Origin of the sequence: Enterococcus sp. DIV2371 (assembly GCF_050498525.1) — a bacterium.
In the GTDB taxonomy this organism is placed as follows: domain Bacteria; phylum Bacillota; class Bacilli; order Lactobacillales; family Enterococcaceae; genus Enterococcus_B; species Enterococcus_B mangumiae.
Map to the genome: position 1 here is coordinate 2,009,203 of NZ_JBIPAJ010000001.1, position 21,414 is coordinate 2,030,616.

Annotated in this window: 17 protein-coding genes; 4 read left to right on the forward strand and 13 right to left on the reverse strand. The window is 39.8% G+C overall.

Annotation, left to right across the window (positions count from 1 at the left end):
- Nucleotides 1-521: 521 nt before the first annotated feature.
- The 13 genes from IGL24_RS09365 to chvE all read right to left on the reverse strand — a co-directional run bounded on the left by IGL24_RS09365 (nucleotide 522) and on the right by chvE (nucleotide 16,246).
- Entirely contained in the window at nucleotides 522-1,535 is a 1,014-nt protein-coding gene (locus IGL24_RS09365; protein ID WP_242699818.1) for a DUF916 and DUF3324 domain-containing protein, read from the reverse strand.
- 127 nt (nucleotides 1,536-1,662) lie between these two features.
- On the reverse strand, nucleotides 1,663-2,238 hold the full coding sequence (locus tag IGL24_RS09370; protein ID WP_206859171.1) for a hypothetical protein: 576 nt from the start codon (nucleotides 2,236-2,238) through the stop codon (nucleotides 1,663-1,665).
- A gap of 23 nt (nucleotides 2,239-2,261) precedes the next feature.
- Nucleotides 2,262-2,822, reverse strand: a complete 561-nt coding sequence (locus IGL24_RS09375; RefSeq protein ID WP_207115623.1) for a WxL domain-containing protein — start codon at nucleotides 2,820-2,822, stop codon at nucleotides 2,262-2,264.
- Nucleotides 2,819-3,124, reverse strand: coding sequence for an LPXTG cell wall anchor domain-containing protein (locus IGL24_RS09380; protein ID WP_207700413.1), 306 nt, complete (start codon nucleotides 3,122-3,124; stop codon nucleotides 2,819-2,821). Before IGL24_RS09380 ends, IGL24_RS09375 begins: the two co-directional genes overlap by 4 nt.
- Before the next feature lie 12 nt (nucleotides 3,125-3,136).
- Complete coding sequence (locus IGL24_RS09385; protein WP_207700414.1) at nucleotides 3,137-6,013, reverse strand: lectin-like domain-containing protein; 2,877 nt, start codon at nucleotides 6,011-6,013, stop codon at nucleotides 3,137-3,139.
- Between the two features lie 561 nt (nucleotides 6,014-6,574).
- Entirely contained in the window at nucleotides 6,575-7,999 is a 1,425-nt protein-coding gene (gene araA, locus IGL24_RS09390) for an L-arabinose isomerase (protein WP_207115626.1), read from the reverse strand.
- Between the two features lie 21 nt (nucleotides 8,000-8,020).
- The gene (locus tag IGL24_RS09395; RefSeq protein ID WP_207115627.1) at nucleotides 8,021-8,722 is read right to left on the reverse strand and encodes an L-ribulose-5-phosphate 4-epimerase; all 702 of its coding nucleotides are present in this window, start codon (nucleotides 8,720-8,722) and stop codon (nucleotides 8,021-8,023) included.
- Nucleotides 8,716-10,341, reverse strand: a complete 1,626-nt coding sequence (locus IGL24_RS09400; protein WP_207115636.1) for an FGGY-family carbohydrate kinase — start codon at nucleotides 10,339-10,341, stop codon at nucleotides 8,716-8,718. The genes IGL24_RS09395 and IGL24_RS09400 overlap by 7 nt, the downstream gene beginning before the upstream one ends.
- A gap of 283 nt (nucleotides 10,342-10,624) precedes the next feature.
- Nucleotides 10,625-11,707, reverse strand: a complete 1,083-nt coding sequence (locus IGL24_RS09405) for a GntR family transcriptional regulator (RefSeq protein WP_207700343.1) — start codon at nucleotides 11,705-11,707, stop codon at nucleotides 10,625-10,627.
- A gap of 192 nt (nucleotides 11,708-11,899) precedes the next feature.
- Nucleotides 11,900-12,223 (reverse strand): PTS sugar transporter subunit IIB, encoded by a 324-nt coding sequence (locus tag IGL24_RS09410; RefSeq protein ID WP_206859185.1) that lies wholly within the window; start codon nucleotides 12,221-12,223, stop codon nucleotides 11,900-11,902.
- Between the two features lie 12 nt (nucleotides 12,224-12,235).
- Nucleotides 12,236-13,438, reverse strand: a complete 1,203-nt coding sequence (gene mmsB / locus IGL24_RS09415; RefSeq protein ID WP_206859186.1) for a multiple monosaccharide ABC transporter permease — start codon at nucleotides 13,436-13,438, stop codon at nucleotides 12,236-12,238.
- Nucleotides 13,438-14,970, reverse strand: a complete 1,533-nt coding sequence (mmsA, locus tag IGL24_RS09420) for a multiple monosaccharide ABC transporter ATP-binding protein (RefSeq protein WP_207700342.1) — start codon at nucleotides 14,968-14,970, stop codon at nucleotides 13,438-13,440. Before mmsA ends, mmsB begins: the two co-directional genes overlap by 1 nt.
- Nucleotides 14,971-15,154: 184 nt before the next feature.
- On the reverse strand, nucleotides 15,155-16,246 hold the full coding sequence (gene chvE / locus IGL24_RS09425) for a multiple monosaccharide ABC transporter substrate-binding protein (protein ID WP_206859192.1): 1,092 nt from the start codon (nucleotides 16,244-16,246) through the stop codon (nucleotides 15,155-15,157).
- A 224-nt stretch (nucleotides 16,247-16,470) separates the two neighbouring features.
- On the opposite strand from chvE, the gene IGL24_RS09430 reads away from it, so the two are divergent.
- The 4 genes from IGL24_RS09430 to IGL24_RS09445 all read left to right on the forward strand — a co-directional run bounded on the left by IGL24_RS09430 (nucleotide 16,471) and on the right by IGL24_RS09445 (nucleotide 21,243).
- Nucleotides 16,471-17,436: an ABC transporter substrate-binding protein gene (locus tag IGL24_RS09430; protein ID WP_207700341.1), complete on the forward strand. Its 966-nt coding sequence runs from the start codon at nucleotides 16,471-16,473 to the stop codon at nucleotides 17,434-17,436.
- Between the two features lie 9 nt (nucleotides 17,437-17,445).
- On the forward strand, nucleotides 17,446-18,894 hold the full coding sequence (locus IGL24_RS09435; protein WP_207700340.1) for a sensor histidine kinase: 1,449 nt from the start codon (nucleotides 17,446-17,448) through the stop codon (nucleotides 18,892-18,894).
- Complete coding sequence (locus IGL24_RS09440; RefSeq protein WP_207700339.1) at nucleotides 18,887-20,473, forward strand: response regulator; 1,587 nt, start codon at nucleotides 18,887-18,889, stop codon at nucleotides 20,471-20,473. The genes IGL24_RS09435 and IGL24_RS09440 overlap by 8 nt, the downstream gene beginning before the upstream one ends.
- Before the next feature lie 113 nt (nucleotides 20,474-20,586).
- A complete protein-coding gene (locus IGL24_RS09445; protein ID WP_207700338.1) occupies nucleotides 20,587-21,243 on the forward strand; it encodes a YitT family protein in 657 nt (218 codons plus the stop codon).
- Nucleotides 21,244-21,414: the final 171 nt, after the last annotated feature.

A 21,414-nucleotide genomic window follows, 5' to 3' on the forward strand; every position in this document is an offset into this window, starting at 1 on the left:
TTATCGTTATTAAAAAACGAACGTTCTACATGCTCAACATATCACTAATCACTATAAATCAAGCTTTTTTTGATAAAAACTCCTTATTTTTGAATTTTAACTAAAAAAAATATTTTGTTATGATACTATTATCAGTTTTAAAAATAACAAAAAAATGGTATTATTTGGTTATAAAGATGATAGAGGAGTGAATGACGTTGGTCCAATTAAGTAAGTTTTTATTTTGGTTTCCTTTTAGCATTGCCGCGCTAGCATTCTTTTATTTCTTTAAAATAACTAAGCGCACCTTTTTGATTTTTTTAGCTGCGTGCCCTGTGATTTACTTTATCGTAAAAATCATGGCGTATTACTTTTATGATTCTGTGCGGGTGTTTCTTTATTATGAAATCGGCCTACTGATGTCTGTGATTTTTTTCATCAGTGTGCTGTACTATTTCTATAAGAAACGCTAATTAACAAAAAAGAGATTGTGATCCCTATGCTAAGACTCGTGTTAACATAAGGATCACAACCCCTTTTGATTATTCTTCTTTTTTCTTCTTACGTATGAATAGAAAATAGATCAGCAAGAGAATGATTATTCCAAGTAACACACCGACAACTACATATACCCAAGTTGGGATCGATTGTTGATTGACTTCAGTAATCGCTACCTTATTCACTTCTTTCGCTTCATTTTCACTGATCGTAAACTCGCGATCAAATTCCCACTCATTGTCTTTTGCATCAGCGACTGTCAAATGCAAAGAATAATCCCCTGCTTCTAAACGTTCATTGTCCCAGTCGATTGCAAATCGATACGTTGATAAGGGGGCCATTTGCATATCTTTGTCGTAGGATACTTCTTTTACTGTTTCCCCCGCTGCATTTTTCACTTCAGCATTATATTTCAAATGACCGATTGCATCCATTGTTGGATTCTTCAACGTTGCTACAACACTTGTTTTTCCAAATGAAATCGCTGGTTCGATGTCTTCCAGTTCAAGCTTTCTTTGTACTTCATTCTCATTATTCGTTAGTTTCAATCCTAAAACATAGCCATAATTATTGACGATTTGACCCTCTTGTTCAGCTTGTCCCTCTTTCATAACATGGATCGCTGACAAGATTTGACCGTCGAATTCTTTTTCAGGCATTGTGAGATCTATACTCACTTCTTGTGACTTGCCACCCGCTAAAGTGATACTCTCCGGCACTTTAGCGATCTTGCTTATTTGAAATTCCTCTGGTATCTCTTGATTATCCGCTGGTTGCGTGTAATCAATAAACCCTTGGTCATTCGTGTACGCTTGATTTACTGAGATTTTATAAGTCGACTCTTCATTCGATGTATTCTCTATAAGAAACTTGATTGTTTGTTTTTGACCAGGTTCTAAACGTAGATCAAAATAAGTTAATTTTTTATCGACTTGATTATCGGGAGTAATTGCTTTGATATGAAAGCCTACTTCTGCATCCGTCTCTGTTTCTGCCTCAGCGACTAAGGGAAAGCAAAAAGCAAACAAGAAACAAATGACTAAACTAATTTTTCTCATCACTACACCTCATTTATCGATTCGTTTCCTTTCTTCACATGATCTTTTTATGCGAAAAAAGCGGATAGAAAGAATTGAAGCAATCGACAAAAGCGATTGCTTCAACCTTCGCTCACAATCAGACAGATCAAGAAGCATCTACCGTATTGTACAATTGATAATTGATCGTACCGTTCAAGACATTATTTACTTGTAAGACATTGGTTGGATCGGTAAAACCAATCGCGATCGTTGTCACAGGAGTGGTGATTTGCCCAGTATTATTACCAGCATCTGGTGTTGCAGCTGATCGAGCGACAATCCCAGTTGCACCGGTTCCAACTAATTGTGCGCCGTTGATTTGGAATGAATTTACATCAAATGTTGCTGGCGCAGCTGCACGTGTCAATTGGTTGTTGGCAACAGTTGCTCTTACTGACCATCCTTGAGCGATGCTATCATTTGAAACAACGATATTTCCAGGCGTACCGATCGTTCCTGTACTAAGAGAGTACGTGCTATTTTCAATTTCCGTTTCAAACGCATAACTTGCTGGAACGGCATCGAGTCTTAAATCCCCTGAAGTAGCATCGGTGATCGTCACTGTCGTTGGGGTATTCCCAGTTTGTCCAGGGACTTCTGCTGCGAATGTGGCTACTCCTCCAATATTTACTAAAATCAACCCTGCGAATACTGCACTTAATGTTTTTGTTTTATGGTTCATTTTTATTCCTCCTTGATTTTCAATTAATCTACATCGGCAACCACATTTACGAGGTTGACCGTCTGTATCGCTTTATAGGTTCCACTTGGGCTATTGGCAGGAACGTGTAACAAGATATTTTCTTTTGGGATGACCAATCGATACGTTTGTTTCGTTCCTTGGTTTACTTTGACGAGCTCTTGCGTTTCGCCATTACCGATATCCTCAATATCATTAACTTGATAATCGGTTGGCCCTTCCGCAGTCAAACGGCCATTTTTCATGGAGAGCTTTGCTGCATATTCCTGCTCATTTTTAAAAGCAGATAATGAATAGTCGAGTTTCCAACCATTTTTCCCACTACGATTATCCACCACTTCGATCACTAGATCACGGTCAGCCTGGCGTTCAATGTCCGTTTGTTGGACTGGGTAACGATTAAAGGTTGGCGGTATAACTTCGTTTAGATAAATTTCTGGTTCAATGATTTGAACCTTTATGGCTGATTTTTTCTCTCCATCAACAGACGAGGCTCGAATCCTGGGAGGTGAAGCAAATACCAGGAGTAAGGCAAATAAAAGCAGCCATTTGATTTTACGCTTCATTTCTTCTGTCTCCTTGAAAGATACATCAAGCCAACAAAACCAATGAGTAGTGTCCCAAGGAAAGCAGAAGTTCCATACAATAAACTACCTGTTTTAGGAAGCATTCCACCAAATTGTGAGATAGCATTACCTGAACCATCATTTCCTGTGGGCGCCACTTCGTCTGTTTCATATAATTCAAACTGGATTTCTTTTTGATCTGATGCGACGACCTCATCTGCAAATACAGGAACCGTCCGCATAAAGCCAGTTAACAGAACAAAACTCAGCAGTAACAAAAGAGTTGTAGTTATTCGGTGCATCTCATCGCCTCCTTATTCGATCGTAGCGGTGTTATAAAGCTTCCAATTGGCTGTCGCTCGTCCACTATAGTCTCCGACAGATAGGAGATTTGGACTATTCAGTAAAATACCTGTATTTTCATCCATACTCATCGTGTATTCATAACCACTAGGTGCCACACCGCGAGAATCGAACACTTTGATAGGCGATGTGCTTAATTTTTGTGCTTCACTCGTTGGACTAGTTTTCCAGACGAAGGAGAACGGCGCGTTCGTCCCACTCACAATGGAAAGACCGATCGACCAATCTTTCGTTGTTCGTGGATCTCTCGAATCCCATACTTTCAGATCCATTTGATTCCCCGCATCACGAGCCAGTATGCCTTTACTTTGCCGAACGGTTCGACTCGTCCATTTTAAATTAGTTGGTACTTTATCAAGTCTTAATTCTCCAGTGTAAGTAACTGTTAGATTCAATGAAGCCGCTGGTTCCTCTGGTTTCGTCAGTTTCCCTGAAGAGTAAACTTCGATCACGAAACGGTTATCACCATAATCAAAATATTTTGTAGGAATCGTTAATTGTGTATTTGCGTTAAATCCTGTTGAACCGTTCGTCGTGACATCGGCTATTGGCACATCCGTTAAATAACTCGTTCCTTTTCTGACCTTAAAGCTCAACTTATCGCCTGTATCCAAATCTTTCCAATAAAATGTTTTCTTATAACCCGGATCACGATTGGATGAGATATCCAATGTTTCACTAAAATTTGTCACAGTATTGACATTTTCCCAAGAAAGCGAAGTGAACTGATCGGTTTTACGAACCCAATAATAGACTGTATCTCCATAGTAAGTGACATTTGTTGTATCATTCGGCGTAGTCCCTACTGGATTGGCTAACACTGCCCCTCCATAACTCGTCAAGACATCCGCGGAGAGTGTTTTGGTTGGTGCAGAATAGCTGAGTGTCGCAGAATCACCTGGATTCAGATTGATGGCATTATTGGCAATCGTTGTTACTACGTTGATCACACCAGTCGTTGCATTGTTGGTGACGACTGTCGATAAGTTAGCTGGTGCAATCGTTGTCGTCACACCGGCGGCAGTTGTCTTTGTGATAGTAGGTGTCAAACTTGCATTCGTGGCTAAATTGATGGCTTTTGCATCAAGAACCGTCGTCCATCTCGTCGCATTCAATGCAGCTTCTCCAGCACTGACCTTGATTGTTGATTGGATCTTTGCTGGCTGCTCACTAATCAGGTACTTACTTTTACTCGTATCCGTACTTGGGACAGTCACAGAATTATTGGCACTGTCCAATACTTGGCTTGTCACAGAGGCGCCAATTGGTATGGGCGGTTGAGTAAAAGCGAAACGTACTTGCCCAGAAACAGCACCATTCGCCGCTGTAAATCCCCAATAGGCACGATTATTATTAGCTGATAATTGCAATTCTGAATTCAAATCTGCCCAGGGGATCGTCGTGTCAGCTGTTTTTGTGCCATTTACCGGATTTCTGAAAGAATAGGTAAAATTACGGGTAGTACTGTCAAAATTGTAATTGAACTCATACCACGTACCATCTTGTACATTGGTGCTGACTGCCCCATTTAGTGGGATCAAGCTATTATGTTTGATCCGACCCGAATTGGCGATCGTCAAAGTAAACCAATCATTCGGACCTAGATCTGCATTCACTCCATTCACGGGCTGATACGTTCGACTCAAATTTCCTGGAAACGTATAAGCCATGTGAGGGGTACTTCCAGCAGGTATCTGCGCATCATAACGAGTTCTACCAGTCACTGCATCATTGGCGTACATATCAAATTCAACAGCAACAGAGTTTTTGATTGCGGTTGTCTCAGGGGTTCGTTGCGCTAACAATTCATAATATCCACCGGTCGCACCATAGACACCCAAGTTCTGTCCATCGACACCTACCGCTCGAGAACTCGTTAAAGCAGTTGTTTTTCGAGCGTCATTATGCATCACGAAGGCGACGCCATCTGCTTGCTGCGTCCCAAAATTGACATACACACGTTGTGAAAATGATTTTGTAAAATCTAATCGATAGGCATCATTCGACCAAATCGATGTCCAGTTATTACTACCTGAAAGAGAAATTTGTGAGAAAGGTTTCCCGCCATTATCATTCGTATTCGTGACATTCGATACCACCGCCCCACCATTCGGAGCTGCAAATGCGCCACTGATAGGAATCGCACCAGGTGGGACATACTGAGAACCAGTACCGGTCGCACGAGCTAAAGCTGCTCTTGCAAAAGATTGCCGTTCCGAAGAAGTCTCGGGTTGCTCTTCCTCTGCTTGTGATTCACTTACAGCTGTTTGCGACTCTTCATTTACTTGACTCTCTTCAGTTGGTTTACTTTCTTGCGTGCTACTACTCGTTGTTTCCGTTTGGTCAGTTTCGGTATCATTTGATTCGGTGTCAGCTTCCTGTTGAGCTAACTGAAATAGTTGTCCTTCTTGCGGTGTCAAGTCCTTAAAGGATTGATCTATGGTCTTATACTTGATAAACAGTCGTAAAGGTTCAGCCGTCTTTGTAAAGTACAGCGAAGCAACTTGATCTTCTGTGAGTAACTGCTTTTCCGACAATGGTGCTTCACCTACGAAAAGCGGCATCCTCGTTCCTTTTTCATCAAGGAGAGTAACCTCAAATTGCAACGTTTCTGGTACACTTTTTTCTACGCGAAACTGTATACCTTTAGTTGTCTCTTCAAGATAAAGTGCGACTTCTTCATTTTGCGCTAACGGTTTCGTGGAGTAACTTTGTTCCGTATCCGCGAAAGTAGGGGAGTAAACGCCTCCAAATATGAATAAGAAAAAAAGCACTAACGATGTACAAAAAAGCCTCGAAATCCTCTTTTGGTTTTTCAGTATTTCCATAAAGTTTCCTCCTTTATCCAAACAACTTTCGCTTAGATGACGAAGACTGTCAGACAGTCATTATTTTTTATCGCAAAATTCCATCAACAGCATTTGATTGATAAGCATTTCTAATAAAATATTAACAAAGGTAAGCCAGGTCAAAAACTGTTATGTAGAAATAAAGGGGAGACTATTTTTTTAGGTAAAAATATGTAAATAGAATACTTGATTTAATAAACTTATGATTACAACAGAAGGATAACACACTTTATTTTTGAATTGTATTTTTATGCTTATAACGTGATGTAAATCGATAATATTTGCATAATATACAAGGAAAAGCTCATTCTCAAAAAAATTTATTCAAGTATCCTCAAAAATAAATTGAATAAATGTTCTAGTTCCGCATCATGCCGAGAACAAAAACATCGATCATCTATTATTTTGATCCATCAAAAAAACCACTAGAAAGACTAAATGAATGAGTCAATTCTAGTGGTTCAATTATTTATTTCAATGTAAATGCCAGACACCTACGTTTTTTTCTAGTTCAACGGACTTTTTTCTTCAATCGTTAAACTATTTGATTACAATATCTTCTAGATCAACTAAGCGAGCCCATGTTTGGATTTGCTCTGTAGTGAGGTTCAATGACACGACGGTATGGTGGCCACCACCTGTTCGGATCCACGCACCTACGCCCTCGTGGAAATTCGGTTTGACTTTCCATAGTACTCGTGCGACTGGCAGATGTGGCGCTTCTTCCGTTGGTTCGAATGCTTCAACCTCGTTGATCAATAATTTGTAATGTGTGCCAAAATCCGCCATAGACACTACCACGCCATCGCCGGCTTTACCATCAAAGACAAGACGAGCCGGATCTTCTCGGTCACCCATTGATAATGGTGAAACAACGATTTTTGGTCGATTGACTGCCAACGTAGGATCAACTTCCATCATATGTGATTGTAGGATCGCTTCTTTTCCAGGCGTCAATTCATACGTATAGTCCTCCATGAACCCTGTATTTTCATTTTGAGCCATGATTTTTAGTAAACGATCTAAAGCGGCTGTTTTCCAATCGCCTTCTCCAGCAAATCCATACCCTTCTGCCATCAATCGTTGAACAGCTAAACCAGGCAATTGCTGCATACCGTAAAGGTCTTCAAAGTTGGTTGTAAAGGCATTGTAATTGCCCGCTTCCAAGAAACGTCTGATGCCGATTTCTTGTTTCGCTTGCACTTTGACATGCGCTTCCCATGTCTCATTGTCATAATCAGCATAATCAAATTCATAAAGCTTTTTGTATTCTTCAAATAATGTCTCGACCTCTTCATCAGTGACCGCATCAATCACTTGGACCAAGTCACCGATCCCATAATAATCGACTACCCAGCCAAATTGGATCTGCGCTTCTACTTTGTCTCCTTCAGTCACAGCCACGTTACGCATATTGTCACCAAAACGAGCAACCTTGATCGAAAAGCTTTCATTATAAGCCACAGCCACATTCATCCAATCCGAGATTTGTCGTTGAACATCTTCAGATTGCCAGTGACCTACTACGATCTCATTTTTCTTATTGAGGCGCGCATTGATAAACCCATATTCCCGATCCCCATGTGCCGCTTGATTCAAGTTCATAAAATCCATGTCGATGGTTTCCCATGGAATACTTTCATTAAATTGAGTAGCTAAATGTAACAGTGGTTTTTGTAATAGTTGAGTACCACGAATCCACATTTTTGCTGGGGAGAACGTGTGCATCCAAGTGATCACACCCGCTACTTGCTCTTGGTAATTTGCTTCTTTCATGATCGAAGTGATCGTGTCCGCAGTCACTGCTAATTCTTTTAGTATGATCGGGTAAGGTAACGTTTGTTGATCATTCAGTGCAGTGACGATCGTCTCCGCATTCTTTTTGACCTGCGCTAACGCTTCTTCTCCGTAGAGATGTTGTGACCCTACGACAAACCAAAATTCTTTTTTACTGATCGATAACATACTTTTTACTCCTCTGCTTTTTTATTTATTTTTTTGCCCATAATATGCATCTTTACCGTGTTTCCGTAAATAATGTTTATCCAATATTCGTTGTGGCAAAGCTTCTGAAAAACTATTCAGCTGGCGAGTAAACAAGTTCATTTTTGCCACTTCATCTAAGACCACTGCATTCATCACCGCTTGAGAGGCATCTTTGCCCCAAGTAAACGGTCCGTGACCATGTAATAAAACGCCTGGGATCGCCATGATGTCGATGTTTCGCTGTTCAAATGTTTCAATGATCACATTACCGGTTTCGTGTTCATAGCCAGCATCGATTTCGGCTTGCGTTAAAAATCTGGCACAAGGAACACTTCCATAAAAAGTATCCGCATGAGTCGTTCCCATTGCCGGTAAATCAATACCTGCTTGCGCCCAAATCGTCGCCCATGTCGAATGAGTATGACAGATGCCACCGATTACAGGAAATTGTTTATAAAGAACTGCGTGGGTCGGTGTATCGGAGGAAGGATTCAATTCACCCTCAATGACTCGATTATCCAAATCGACCACGACCATATCTTCTGCTTTCATTTCTTCATAGCTCACGCCACTAGGCTTGATGACGAAATACCCGGTTTCACGATCAAACGCACTGACATTTCCCCATGTATACTTGATCAATCCTTGTTTTGGTAGAGCCAAATTAGCTTGGTAAACCGATTCTTTCAGACTTTCTAACATTTCTTCACTCCTTCTTCCATTGATACGATGGCAGAGGCTTCAATCGGCAATCCTCTTTCATACAACGCAATAAATCGTTCATACCCCTTTAAATCTGCCTCTGTCGGTTTGATCGTTATGCCTTCACTATTTAAAAATACATGCTGTGCTAAAAATTCTTCCAACGACATCGTTTCTGCTTTTTGAAGATATGCTGCTAATAGGGCAATCCCCCAAGCACCGCCTTCTCCAGCTGTTTCCATGACTGTGACAGGTGCTTCCATCGCTGAAGCTAAAATTGTTTGAGCCGCTTTTGGCGTTTTAAAAATTCCTCCATGGGCAACTAAACGATCGATCGTGATTTTTTCAGATTTAAGGATCTCCATTCCTAGACGCATGGCGCCAAACGCACTAGAAAGATGCATCCGCATAAAATTCGCAAGATCAAACTTGCTATCGGGGCGTCGCACGAACAATGGTCTCCCTTGTTCCATTTTTGTGATATTTTCTCCTGAATGATAACCAAAGCTTAGTAGCCCTCCGCAGTCCACATCCGCCTGTAGCGCTTTCGAAAATAGTGTCTCGTAAATTTGTTGGCTGTCGGTCGTCACGCCAAGACTCTCACTGAATTCTTTGAAGATCTTGACCCATGCGTTGATTTCTGAAGAGCAATTATTTGTATGCACCATCGCCACTGGACTTCCGTCAGGTGTCGTTACTTGGTCGATCTCTGGATGGACATTGACTAGCTCTTTGTCTAATACGATCATCGCAAATGCCGAAGTTCCGGCTGACACGTTCCCTGTGCGTAGTCCAACACTATTCGTCGCCACCATACCAGTACCTGCATCTCCTTCAGGCGGACAAATAGGAATACCTGCTTCCAACTGACGAGATCGATCTAAAAGTCTTGCTCCCTTTTCGGTCAGCGTCCCTGCAACTTCACCAGCCAAACGAATCTCGGGAAGAAGTGTTTCTACAGGTTGTAAGAATCCTTCTGTTTTTGCTAAGCGATCAAAAATCGCAAGCTTTTCTGCATCATACCTTTTCGTTTGAGGATCGATTGGAAACATCCCTGAGGCATCTCCAACACCTAATACTTTTTGTCCGGTCAACTGCCAGTGGATATATCCCGCCAAGGTAGTAAAGTAACTAAGATCATTTACATGAGCTTCTTTATTTAAGATTGCTTGATATAAATGGGCAATGCTCCAACGTTGGGGAATCGTATACTGAAACGCCTGACTTAGTTTTTCTTCCGCCTCTGCGGTGATCGCATTGCGCCACGTACGAAACGGTACAAGTAATTCATCCTCTTGGTCGAATGCCAAGTAACCATGCATCATTGCACTAAAACCGATCGCACCGATCGTGGTCAAAGGTGTGTCATACTCCTCGGATACAACTGCGGCTAGTTTCTGATAGCTCGTTTGTAACCCCTTCCAAATCTCATCAAGCGAATAGGTCCAAATCCCATTTTCCAACTGATTCTCCCAGTCATAGCTACCAGCTGCGATCGGTTCATAGTTGTGATCGATCAGTACTGCTTTGATTCTGGTCGAACCTAACTCGATACCCAGTGCCGTTTGCCCAGTCTGAATCGCTTCTTTTCGTTTCAACCTAGTTTCTTTTGTTTCGATTTCAAACGCCCCCTTGGACTCTCTATATGATACCCACAGTATAAAACTTTTTGTACGTACATGTCAATAGTTTTAACGTTATTTGTTCGTACAGAAATATGATTTTTTGTTTATTTATTATGCTTGTTTATTTCATTCATTACATACAAAAAAAGGCAAAGAGAGAAGATTTTTCCCTCTTTACCTTTTTGAAAGATCGAATCGTCCGTACTCAAAACGTTACGATGTTCTAACTGAATAATTTCAGTCCATTCGGTCTGATCTCAGTTTCCGTCAGTAACATTCACTCATTTGTTGAAGCTACCGAATCTCTGATCACCAAGCGAGGCTCATAGACGATATCTTCTCCTTGGTTGCCAGTTTGAATCGTGTGGATGATCCATTCCGCGGCATCTTTCCCCATTTGTTCTTTGGGATGAGCTAAAGTCGTCAGCTTCACTGGTCCTACCTGACTTAAAGAAGAATCATCATTACCGATGATCGACAGTTGTTGTGGCACTTGATAACCGCTAGTGATCACTTCATCGAGCAATTGACTGGCAACTTGATCATTGTAACAAATGAGACCGGTACAAGCTGATTCCTTTAGCTGTTCAAGCACTTTTTCACCGATTTCCCCACGAGAATCTGTCGTGTAGGTAATAATATCTTCTGGTGAAAATTGGACACCATTTGCTTCACACGCTTGAATAAATCCCTTCATTCGATACTTTCCTTGTAAATCATCGATTTTCGTCACAAATAGCAACCGTTGATGACCTTGTTGGATCAAATACTCTGTCGCTTTAAAGCCAACTTTTACATCGTCAACACAAATAGATGCCACCGCTAATTCCTCATACACTGCATTGATCATGACCATTGTAATGCCTTGCTCTCTCAAACGGACATATAAGGCTAAGTTGGGATTGTACTCATTACTTTTTGTTGGCTCTACAATCAAGCCATCCACACCAAACTGAAGCATTTTTTCCAAGCAGTTTTTTTCTTGCTGATGATCATTATTCGTACTTGCCAGCAAAAGTGAATATCCTTGCTCACTCAGCGTTTTTTCGATTCCTCGAATGATCGACGGGAAAATATAATCCGATAGATAAGTCGTGATCACACCAATCGTTTTTTGTTTTTTTCTACTTTCCGATACTTTTTTATACGCATCGTCAACGTAAGTACCTGAACCTTTCTCTTTACGCAGATACCCTTCATTGACTAGTATCGCAATGGCTTGTCTTACCGTGTGACGGCTTACTTGGTACTCTTTTTGTAGTTGGAGTTCAGGCGTTATCGGCTCATTTAGTTTAAAAATCTGTGCAATAATCTTCTCTTTTATTTCATCCGCGATCATTTGATATTTTGTCTTTTCCATGGTTGCTTTGCCAATCCTTTCGACCCGACATAAGTTGTCCGAACAATTATTTTATCCTATTGTAGCACAACTTGTTTGGGAAAGGATCATTGACACGGAAAAAACATCCATAGTTTGCTTTTACTGTTACTGAAATCACGCTTGAAAAAAATTTTCTGTCTTTCTTCACAACAGATTTTTCCAAACCTACTTTCAAAAAAATTTTAAGATATCTGCTAAAACTGCTTCGCCATCAAATGTTTCATAATCTTCTTTACGGATCAATTTGTACGGAACAGCTTTCACCGTTAGAAAGTCTTTTAATCGTGCCACTTCATATTCAGATTGTGGTCCGATCATCAAACCGTCAATGTGTTGATTTTGGATTGCTTGCTCTGCCACGATTGCTGGAGCAGAATATACATGAAGAGGTATCCCTTCTTCATCTGCTGCCTTTTGGATATTTTTAACTAACAATCCTGAGGTGATCCCGGCAGTACAAATCAATAATATTCGTTTTTCCTCTGTTGTTTTCATCTACTCGCCACCTTAAGAGATCTTGCGTTTTTTATTGTAAATATCCAATACGACTGCTAGCAATAGAATCAATCCTTTGATTGCCTGTTGCCAGTCTACGCCGACACCCATGATCGACATCCCATTGTTCAATACACCCATGACTAAGCCACCGACGATCGCTCCAGTGATTGTTCCGATTCCTCCTGAAGTAGAAGCCCCGCCGAAGTAGACAGAAGCCATCGCATCTAATTCAAGTGAAGTTCCTGCCTGTGGCGTAGCAGCATTTAAGCGCGCCGCTAAAATCAATCCAGCCAAGGCAGCCATCACACCCATATTCACAAATACCCAAAAAGTGATTTTTTTTGTCTTTATTCCAGATAATTGAGCAGCTTTCAAATTACCACCGGTTGCATAGATTTGTCGCCCAGCAACTGTTCGATTAGTCAAAAAGCCATATACACCAACGATCACTCCTAAAATGATCAAGATCACTGGAAATCCTTGATAAGAGGCAAAAATATAACTAAGTCCTAAGACAAGAACGATCGTCAATGCCGCTTTGATCAAAAATGCGTTCATCGATGGTACGTCAAATAGATTTTCTTTTCTTCTCGCTCTAGCACGCCACTGCGCAAAAACTAAGCTGACTGCCAACACGACACCTAAAATCAAAGTCAAAAGATGCATCCCAGGAACACCAAACACATCTGGCAAGTAGCCTGTTGAGATTTTTTGGAATCCTCCAGGAAATGGCGCTAACGATTGTCCGCCTAACACAACTTGTGTCAGTCCACGAAACATCAATAGCCCGGCAAGTGTAACAATAAAAGCTGGAATCCCTACATAAGCGACCCAAAATCCCTGCCATGCCCCAATCACCCCACCGACTAACAAGCATAAAGGAATAGCCAACCAAGGACTGATGTTGTTATTGACCATCAGCATACCAGCCATTGCCCCTACAAATGCCATGACTGAACCGACAGATAGATCGACATATCCTAAAAGAACGACCAGAAGCATTCCCGCAGCTAAAATCAAAATATGGCTGTTTTGTAACACAATGTTCGTTATATTCAGCGGTCTTAAAAAGATGCCGCCAGTCATCAATTGAAAAGCAATCAATAAAGCAACCAAGATAATGACCATACTATACTTACTAAAGATATCTAATATCTTTTCTTTTACATTCCAAGTACTTTTTTCCTTACTTTTTTTCGTGACATTCTCCATTACCCGACTGCCTCCTCTTCTTTTGTCATCAGGTTCATCAATAATTCCTGATTCGCCTCTTCTCGAAGCACTTCCCCTGTCATTTTCCCTTCATTCATCGTATAGATTCGATCACACATCCCGATGATCTCAGGCAACTCAGAAGAAATGATGCAAACACACTTTCCTAAGGCGGCCATTTCTTCGATGATCGTGTAGATTTCATATTTTGCACCAATATCGATCCCACGAGTCGGTTCATCCAGAAATAAAATTTCCGGTTCGGTCATCAACCACTTGGCTAAAACGACTTTTTGTTGATTCCCACCGCTTAAACTACCGACGTTTTGGAACACATTCGTCGCTTTTGTCCGCATCTTTTTACGAAAGTTTTCTGCTTCGATGACTTCTTTTTCTTGATCCAAGATGCCACTTCGACTGATTTTTTTGAGGCTGGCAATCGTTGTATTTTCTCTAATATCCATCAAAAGATTCAATCCTACAGACTTACGATCTTCAGATACATACGCAAGTCCATGCTCGATTGCTTGAGAGACATCTTTGATGACCAATTCTTTTCCATCTTTCAATATCTTGCCACTGATATTGCTCCCATATGACCTTCCAAAAATACTCATGGCAAATTCAGTTCGACCAGCGCCCATCAATCCGGCAATACCTACGATCTCTCCTCTTCGGATCGAAAAATCGATATGATCGTTGACGATTCGGTCAGTTGTCAACGGATGATGTACGGTCCAATCTTTTACTTCAAAATAGACCTCTCCAATCTTGGGATGACGATCAGGATAGCGATTTGTTAAATCCCGACCAACCATGCCTTTTATGATCCGCTCTTCACTGATCGCATCGTTTTCTAATGTTTCGATCGTTTGACCATCTCGCAAGATCGTGATTCGGTCAGCTACTGCTACGATCTCATTTAATTTGTGAGAAATAATGATCGACGTGATCCCTTGATTACGAAACTCCTTGATCAATGCCAAAAGATTGGCACTTTCTTCTTCATTCAGTGCGGCTGTTGGTTCATCTAATATGAGCAAACGAACATTTTTGGAAAAAGCTTTCGCAATCTCCACCAACTGTTGATGTCCCACACCGATTTGTGAGACTAATGTATTCGGATCGACTTTCAGTCCCACTGTTTTTAATAGATTTTCGGTTTTTCGTTCAGTCAGATTCCAATCGATGACACCATGCTTTGTTTGTTCATTTCCTAAAAAGATGTTTTCTTTGATCGACAAATACGGACTCAAGGCTAATTCTTGATGAATGATCACGATCCCCTTTGATTCACTGTCTCTAAGATTTTTGAATTGGCATACCTCACCGTCATAGGTGATCTCTCCCGAATAACTGCCATAAGGATACAAACCACTCAACACATTCATCAAAGTTGATTTTCCTGCACCATTCTCACCACAAAGTGCATGGATCTCGCCTCGTTTGATTCGAAGATTCACATTGTTCAACGCACGAACACCAGAGAATTCTTTAATGATTTCTTTCATTTCTAAAATATAATCTGCCATTTTTTCACTTCCTAATCGAGGTTGTGACAGAAGTCTCAACTCCGAAAAACAAGCGTGAAAATCCGTCAACTGTTCTGCCAATCTCTGGTCCTTCACGCTTTTTTTCTGAAAGAGCTACTTCTAGAACACCGTGTATTCAGTTTCAGGGGGACAAGATGACGAATGCCCCAGAACCTATTTGCTGCTACTGACCTAAATCACTCTCACTGTAATACTCCGTATCGATCAACTCTTGTTTGTAGTTTTCTTTGTCAACAGAAACAGGATTTGCTAAATACGTTGGTACGACCTTCACGCCATTATCGTAGGTCTCTTCATCGTTGACTGGCACTTCCTTGTCATTGTTAAGGGCTTCGATCATTTCTACTGTATTATCAGCTAGTACTCGTGTATCCTTAAAAATCGTTTGCGTTTGCTCTCCTGCAATGATCGATTTCACTCCAGCAATCGTCGCATCTTGCCCAGTAATCACCGGTAGTGGTTTATCACTTGAACCATATCCCACTCCTTTTAAGGAGGAAATGATTCCTAAACTGATTGGATCATAAGGTGATAGAACTGCATCTAATTGTTTATCTGTATAATTTGCACTTAATAAGTTATCCATCCGGGCTTGCGCAGTTGAACCATCCCAACGAAGTGTCGCAATCTGGTTGAACTTCGTTTGTCCTGATGAGACGGTCAATTGTTTGCTGTCGATATATGGTTGAAGGATGGACATGACACCGTTGTAGTTGATCAGTGCATTGTTATCATCTGGTGAACCACCAAATAGCTCGATCGTAAAAGGTCCTGCACCATCTTTCAAACCTAATTTATCTTCGATATAAGAAGCTTGTAATACCCCTACGCCGAAATTATCGAAAGTTGCATAATAATCGACATATTCGGAGTTCATCAATAAACGGTCATACGCAATGACTTTGATATCTGCTTGGTGTGCTTTTTCTAATACATCGGTCAATGCCGATCCATCGATCGAGGCAATGACTAACGTATCGACACCTTTTGTAATCATGTTTTCGATTTGTGCCACTTGATTTTCTACTTTATCTTCTCCATATTGCAAATCCGTCTTGTACCCTTTTTCTTCTAGTTGCTTAACGATATTATCCCCATCAGCGATCCAACGCTCCGCAGATTTTGTCGGCATCGAGATCCCTACAAATCCTTTTTCATCCCCGGCTGCACTTCCATTGCTACATCCGGCTAATGTTGTGACTGAGATCAATAAAAAGACAATTGCAACTAACCAATTTTTCCCAACTCGTTTCATCTTTGTCCCTCCAAAACTTATTTGATGGCTTTATTTTACTCATTATATAAAACGCTTTCATTGATTATCTTTTTATATTTCTATAAATTTACGCGTATAATTTCTTCAATTTTATATTTTTCTTCATTTTCTTTTGACAATTCTTGATTTTCTTACGAAATTGACAAACATGCTAATATGAGAACTGGTAACGCTATATGATATAGATAAAAGGGGAGAATGATATGAAGAACAACAGCTTTTTTATCCTGATTGCTTTTTGCTTATTTTTGACCGGTTGTGCTTTTAATGCAAATGAACCTGCAAAAAAAGAATTAACGATCGGCTTTTCTCAAGCAGGCACCGAGAGTAATTGGCGGAAAGCGCAAAATCAGTCCATCAAAGAAGCACTAGAAAAACAAAATTTTCAAGTCCTTCACCGAAATAGTTACTCTGATCCAAAACAACAGATCCAAGATGTGATGACATTTATCGCCTATCAAGTCGATATGATCGTGTTGTCTCCTATCGAAGAAACAGGCTGGGATTCTGTTTTGGAAGAAGCCAAAGAAGCGAATATCCCAGTCATCATCGTCGATCGTAACATCACAACGGAGAAACAAAATCTCTATTTGACCCATATTGGTTCAAGCTTCAAAGCACAAGGCAGCCGAGCTGGGCTCTATGTAACGAATCATTATCAGCAAAAGTCGCAGGAATCGATCCAAGTATTTGAGATACGTGGTTCAGAAAATACATCTCCTACTCGTTTAAGGTCGGACGGATTTTTAGAAACGATTGGACGTGATCCAAGAATCCATGTCACCCAAGTCATCAGCGGCGACTATATTCGATTGAAAGCCAAGGAACAATTCTCAAAAGCGATCGATGAGGGAAAATTAGTTGGGATCGACGTCATTTACTCCCATAACGACGAAATGACTTTAGGTGCTTTAGATGCCATGAAAGAAAAGAACCTTGAAAACAACTTCGTGATCGTCAGCATTGATGCTCAAAAAGAAATGATCGACCAATTAAAAAAAGGAAATGTCAATTGCGTCGTGGAATGCAATCCATTTATGGGTGAATTAGTCGCAAATACCGTCAAACGTTACTTCGAAAAGAAAGCGATTCCAGATGATATCTATGTTTCTGACACTGTTTTTTCAGATCAAAATGATTTTTCAACGATCCCGCCACGCGGCTATTAGGAGGAACACATGAAGAAAAATGAAAGCATCAAAGTCCTACTCCAACATACCAGTTGGCTGATGTTATCTTTAGCAATCGCACCTTTGATCATTAGTATTGCACTTTATACGCATTATCTATTTTCCTATGAGAAAAGTATCCATAATATTTCTATCGCCAATCAAATCGCCAGTACCGTCGAAGAAACCATTATCGAAGAGGCTTTGGGACTGACTTATGGACAGATCACTCCTGAAGAATTCCAAGATAGTAACCAAGTTAGTCGCATCAAAGAAGAAATCAGAGATATCAAGATCACCACTCAAAACTCTCAAGAACTGGCAACACTGAATATCGTTTTACGTTCACTGGACAACGTGACCGATTATTTAGATAAAATCATCGAGAACATCCAACAAAAAAAAGCATTTGCAGAAAATCAAGCGCTGATGCTCCATGTCGAATCGGCGGTCAAACTCGCCCACGATATTTTACAAGACTTTGTTAAAATCGAAATCGATACGGCTTCTGTAAAAAGTGAAGAGGTTCGAAGTTCCTTAGTGATCCTCTCAACGATCGAAGTCATCATTATCGCATTGATTTTCTTATTGACGAGAAGGATCAATACAAAAATGATGTACCAAATCCAACAGCCAATGGATGAAATGGTCAAAATGGCTGATGCTTTAGCAGAAGGACACTTAAATCATCGAATCAAAACGCCACAAAACAATGAGTTGAAAAAACTAAGCAATAGTATGAATGACATGGCTGATAATTTAGTGGTTTTATTAGAGGAAAATGCATTGAAACAATATAACCTTGCCCAAAGCGAAGTCCGAACGCTGCAAGCCCAGATCATCCCCCATTTTATTTATAATAGTCTAGATGCCATTTTAGTTTTAGCAGAAATGGGTGAAATCAAAAAAGTCAAAGAAATGACTTATGCCTTATCTGACTTTTTCAGGATCTCATTAAGCCAAGGAAAAGACTGGATCCCCGTCGAACAGGAAATCAGACATTGCGTCAATTACCTAACGATTTTACAGATTCGCTACGGTGATGAGTTATCCTATCGCTTAGACATCGATCCAAAAGTTCAAAATCATACAATCTTAAAAATGATTCTTCAACCATTGATTGAAAATGCGGTCTATCATGGAACAAAACTTGTTCGCCGTCCAGGGAAAATCATCGTAAAAGCGTATATAGATGTAGAAGGATTGATTCATTTTTTGATCATTGATAACGGCAAAGGTATTACAGAAACCAGACTGAAAGAGATCAATCAGGAACTGGCAGATGGTTTAGATACGAATTTCCATAAAGGATATGGCCTCTTTAATGTCAATAAACGTTTACTTTTGTACTATGGGTCCGATGCAAACATTACGATTACTAGCCGGATCGACCATGGAACAGTCGTCCATGTCATCCTTCCTACGAAAGACTTAGAAGGGAATGAAGCAGATGTATAAAATTTTTATCGCAGAAGATGAACATTTGATTCGAGAATCGTTAAAGAGAATGCTCACTGGATTTTCTAACTTCTTACCACTCGGACCGATCGGTGATGCCAGTGATGGCGAACTTGCTTTAGCAATGATTGCCGAACAGAAACCAGATATCTTATTAACGGACATTCGTATGCCTTTCATGAATGGGCTTGAATTAGCAAATGAAGTAAAAAAACTCCTGCCCGATATCCAAATCATCTTTATCAGTGGCTACGATGAATTCACCTATGCAAAAACGGCCATTCAACTTCAAGCAGCCGATTATTTGTTGAAGCCGATCAAGCCTGATGAATTACAAGAAAGTTTAGAACATATCATTCAAAAATTAGAAGCTGATTCATTGTTGAAACAGGCAAAAGAAACAACTAGTTATTCGCTAGAGGTACAAAAAAATTTCTATTTGAATGCCCTATTCAATAATCAGTTATTACTTTCAGAAGCAATTGATGAAGGTCGTAAGCTCGATCGAGAAATCGCAGGGAACAAATTCATGGTCCTTTTGATTGCCAATCATGCAAATAAATTCTTTTCAGATTATGATGTTTTTCATGAAAAGATGGCAGAACTATTTGATAACGACAAACACATGCTCTTCTCTTCCCTCTCTTCCCGTTTTATCAAATTGCTGATCTTTGATCAAAATGAAGAGATACTCCAGAAGAAAGCGAATCAAGTCGCATTGCTCTCCCACAAAACATTGAGTCATACGACAGATGATCTAGTTATCGCGATCGGTCATCCAGTGCAAAGAATCAGTGAAATTGCCCGTAGTTATGAAACAGCAGTCCAATTGCTCAGCTATTTGACGGTCGATCCTAACCTAAAAATCCTTTCTTATTTGGATTATGAAAAGAAACTCACTAGTTATGGACAAACATTTGACCTAAAAGAATCCATTACATTACTTAGAAAAAGCGAAATTCAACCGTTTATTGAAGAGTTAGTTAAACAGATCGACCAACATGCCGATCCGCTCCTTATTAGACACTTGATCATCAATGAGTTGAACCATCTAGTAAAGATACGTCAAAAACAAAGCAATCAAGTCGTTTCTTTTGCCTCACCAGAAGAGACTCCGGCGATCCTTTCAGAAACGCCACTATTCAAAAAATATCTTGAACAAATGATTCACTTTTTAAAGGAAATGGTCCTTGAGAATCATATGAGTCAATACAAAGAAGTACTTGAGCAATCGATCGAGTATATTGAAATTCATTATTCTGAACCAGAACTTTCATTAAAAGAAGTCGCCGATCATGTCCATTTAAGCAGCTCACATTTTAGCACGATTTTTTCTCAAGCGCTGGGGCAAACATTTATTGATTATCTTACTGAACAACGATTGAGCATGGCGAAACGACTTTTGCGTGAGACAAATTTAAAACTATCTGCGATTGCTGCCGAAGTCGGCTATAATGATCCAAATTATTTTAGTTCTATTTTTAAACGAAAAGAAACTATTTCTCCTAAGGAATATCGAAAAATGAAACAACAACGCGGGCATCTGCTACAAGAAAATAATTATTTAGTCAACAAATAAGCGATGAACAATAGAAATATTTTTTTCAGTTTACTCTGAAAAAGTTGTTACTTTATTGTCCTAACTACTTGCTATAATTATAGAAATAATAGCAAAAAGAAAGGAATGCGCGTGTGAAAGCAGAACTAAAAAAATTACCCGTGATCATCGTTGGAATCATTAGTATTACTGTGGGACTAAACATGTTTTTACTTCCACATCAAATTGCTTCAGCAGGCGTAGGATCAATTGGATTTCTTTTAGAAACAGCTTTACTGATTGATCGAACATTGATTGTTTGGGCAGTCAATATAGCCATGCTTTGCTTGGCTTTTATCTTTTTGGAAAGAGCAGTCTTTTTTAAAACATTAATAGGTAGTTTGATATTTCCGATCATTTTAGCCTACACACCGACTTTATTGATCACCCAGTTTTTCCCAGTCGCTTTAGTTGTCGGTAGTTTTCTATTTAGTTTAGGGATATTCATTCTATACCAAATCGGTGCATCAAATGGTGGAGTGACCGTTCCTCCATTGATATTCAAAAAATATTTTGGGATTGAACATGCCTTAGGAGTTTTATTGACAAATATCGTGATCATTGTCTTAAATCTTGTGATACTTGGAGTCAGACAAGCTGTGATTTCTGCAATCTCCATTTATCTGATCTCTTTTTTCATGAAAAAGTTATTGCAATTCCAAACTCAATTCTTAGCTATTAAGCCAGTCAAGTTGGCTAATGAAAGTACACCAATTCTAAATAAACAACCAAATGAAAATCTTTCTGAATAAACATTCAAACTAACAACCAGTCAAAATAACCCATAAATCCTAAAATAGTATTTTCCTATTTTTAGAGTTTATGGGTTATTTTTTTGTACATTATTTATATGGTCGTAAGGAAATAAAATCATTTCCTCGAAAAATAAAGCGGAATCCATAATCGTACCTTTCATGGATTCC

What these genes read in the sequence shown, in the direction of transcription:
- IGL24_RS09365 (WP_242699818.1), bottom strand. Translation starts at nt 1,535, where the DNA reads ATGAGAAAAATTAGTTTAGTCATTTGTTTCTTGTTTGCTTTTTGCTTT.
- IGL24_RS09370 (WP_206859171.1), bottom strand. Translation starts at nt 2,238, where the DNA reads ATGAACCATAAAACAAAAACATTAAGTGCAGTATTCGCAGGGTTGATT.
- IGL24_RS09375 (WP_207115623.1), bottom strand. Translation starts at nt 2,822, where the DNA reads ATGAAGCGTAAAATCAAATGGCTGCTTTTATTTGCCTTACTCCTGGTA.
- IGL24_RS09380 (WP_207700413.1), bottom strand. Translation starts at nt 3,124, where the DNA reads ATGCACCGAATAACTACAACTCTTTTGTTACTGCTGAGTTTTGTTCTG.
- IGL24_RS09385 (WP_207700414.1), bottom strand. Translation starts at nt 6,013, where the DNA reads ATGGAAATACTGAAAAACCAAAAGAGGATTTCGAGGCTTTTTTGTACA.
- araA (WP_207115626.1), bottom strand. Translation starts at nt 7,999, where the DNA reads ATGTTATCGATCAGTAAAAAAGAATTTTGGTTTGTCGTAGGGTCACAA.
- IGL24_RS09395 (WP_207115627.1), bottom strand. Translation starts at nt 8,722, where the DNA reads ATGTTAGAAAGTCTGAAAGAATCGGTTTACCAAGCTAATTTGGCTCTA.
- IGL24_RS09405 (WP_207700343.1), bottom strand. Translation starts at nt 11,707, where the DNA reads ATGGAAAAGACAAAATATCAAATGATCGCGGATGAAATAAAAGAGAAG.
- IGL24_RS09410 (WP_206859185.1), bottom strand. Translation starts at nt 12,223, where the DNA reads ATGAAAACAACAGAGGAAAAACGAATATTATTGATTTGTACTGCCGGG.
- mmsB (WP_206859186.1), bottom strand. Translation starts at nt 13,438, where the DNA reads ATGGAGAATGTCACGAAAAAAAGTAAGGAAAAAAGTACTTGGAATGTA.
- mmsA (WP_207700342.1), bottom strand. Translation starts at nt 14,970, where the DNA reads ATGGCAGATTATATTTTAGAAATGAAAGAAATCATTAAAGAATTCTCT.
- chvE (WP_206859192.1), bottom strand. Translation starts at nt 16,246, where the DNA reads ATGAAACGAGTTGGGAAAAATTGGTTAGTTGCAATTGTCTTTTTATTG.
- IGL24_RS09430 (WP_207700341.1), top strand. Translation starts at nt 16,471, where the DNA reads ATGAAGAACAACAGCTTTTTTATCCTGATTGCTTTTTGCTTATTTTTG.
- IGL24_RS09435 (WP_207700340.1), top strand. Translation starts at nt 17,446, where the DNA reads ATGAAGAAAAATGAAAGCATCAAAGTCCTACTCCAACATACCAGTTGG.
- IGL24_RS09440 (WP_207700339.1), top strand. Translation starts at nt 18,887, where the DNA reads ATGTATAAAATTTTTATCGCAGAAGATGAACATTTGATTCGAGAATCG.